The 1,789-nt window shown below is 62.2% G+C and carries 2 protein-coding genes; both read left to right on the plus strand.

The features are described 5' to 3' along the window. The first annotated feature begins 118 nt into the window (after positions 1–118). Positions 119–781, plus strand: a complete 663-nt coding sequence (locus EN914_RS34210) for a TerC family protein (RefSeq protein WP_013531644.1) — start codon at positions 119–121, stop codon at positions 779–781. Between the two features lie 136 nt (positions 782–917). Continuing rightward, positions 918–1,789, plus strand: an 872-nt coding sequence (gene rimO / locus EN914_RS34215; protein WP_127389628.1) for a 30S ribosomal protein S12 methylthiotransferase RimO, incomplete at its 3' end; no start/stop codon positions are given.

Genomic DNA, 1,789 nt, shown 5'->3' on the forward strand with positions numbered 1-1,789 from the left:
ACGTAACGATGCTTCGGTGATGGCGCCACGCGTGATCCCTTGACGCCAAGGGACCACCAAGTTAGGGCCTCTGGGTAATCGACGAACACTCGGCAAAATCAGCAAGGGCTTCCGGTCGATGGACATTTTTTTCAGCGCTGCCAGCCTGACCGCCCTGCTCCAGGTCATCGCCATCGACCTCGTGCTGGCCGGCGACAATGCGATCGTCATCGGCCTTGCCGCTGCCGGCCTGCCGGCTGACCAACGCAAGAAGGCGATCCTCATCGGCGTGATTGCGGCAACGGTGCTGCGCATCGGTTTTGCCGCAATTACCGTCAAGCTGCTGGCGATCGTCGGCCTGCTGCTGGCCGGCGGCATCCTGCTGCTGTGGGTCTGCTGGAAAATGTACCGCGAGCTGCGCACGTCACATGCCGATGAGCTGGAAGCGACCGAGGCGCTGTCGAATTCGGACCTCAACAGTGACCAGGCAGTCGCCGGCAAGTCGAAGCGCAAGACCCTTGGCCAGGCTGCCTTGCAGATTGTCGTCGCCGATGTGTCGATGTCGCTCGACAACGTGCTGGCGGTGGCTGGAGCGGCGCGTGATCATTTTCCGGTGCTGGTCATCGGCCTTGTGCTGTCGATCGCGCTCATGGGGCTGGCTGCGACCTTCATTGCCAAGCTGCTGCATCGCCACCGCTGGATCGCCTATGTCGGCCTGCTGATCATACTCTATGTCGCGCTGGACATGGTCTATCGTGGCGCGGTGGAGGTCTGGCCACATGTGAACAACGTGGTCGGCTGAAGCTGGCGGACATCCGCGTCTTCACTCCGTCGAAGCAAGACCGCCGTGCGTTTTGCCGCATCGCGGGCCTGCCCATACCAATGCCGCAATAAGTGTGGTACTGCGCCGGCAATCCTGAAAAGCCCGGAAACCCTCTATGTCCGCTCCCCGCGTGAGTTTTGTCAGTCTTGGATGCCCGAAGGCCCTCGTGGATTCGGAGCGCATCATCACGCGCCTGCGCGCCGAAGGTTACGAAATCGCGCGCAAGCATGACGGCGCCGACCTCGTCGTCGTCAACACCTGCGGTTTTCTCGATTCCGCCCGCGACGAGTCGCTCAACGCCATCGGCTCCGCGCTTTCGGAAAACGGCCGAGTGATCGTCACCGGTTGCCTGGGCGCCGAGCCGGACGTCATTCGCGAAAAGCACCCCAATGTGCTGGCGATCACCGGGCCGCAGGCCTATGAGAGCGTGATGGCCGCGGTGCATGAGGCCGCACCGCCTTCGCACGATCCCTATATCGATCTCCTGCCGCCGCAGGGTGTCAAGCTGACGCCGCGTCACTACGCCTATCTCAAGATTTCCGAAGGCTGCAACAACCGCTGCACCTTCTGCATCATTCCCGCACTGCGTGGCGACCTCGTCTCGCGGCCGGCGGCAGATGTGCTGCGTGAGGCTGAGAAACTGGCCAAGGCTGGCGTCAAGGAACTTCTGGTCATCTCGCAGGACACCAGCGCCTACGGCATCGACATCAAGTACCAGACGTCGATGTTCGGCGACCGTGAAGTGCGCGCAAAATTCCTCGATCTTTCGGAGGAACTGGGCAAGCTCGGCATCTGGGTGCGCATGCACTATGTCTACCCCTACCCGCATGTCGCCGACGTCATCCCGCTGATGGCGGAGGGCAAGATCCTCCCTTACCTGGATATCCCGTTCCAGCATGCCTCGCCGCAGGTGCTGAAAAACATGCGACGGCCCGCGCATGGCGAAAAGACGCTCGAGCGCATTCGCGGCTGGCGCGAGGTCTGTCC

The organism is Mesorhizobium sp. M7A.F.Ca.CA.001.08.2.1, from assembly GCF_003998455.1.
Lineage (GTDB): Bacteria > Pseudomonadota > Alphaproteobacteria > Rhizobiales > Rhizobiaceae > Mesorhizobium > Mesorhizobium ciceri.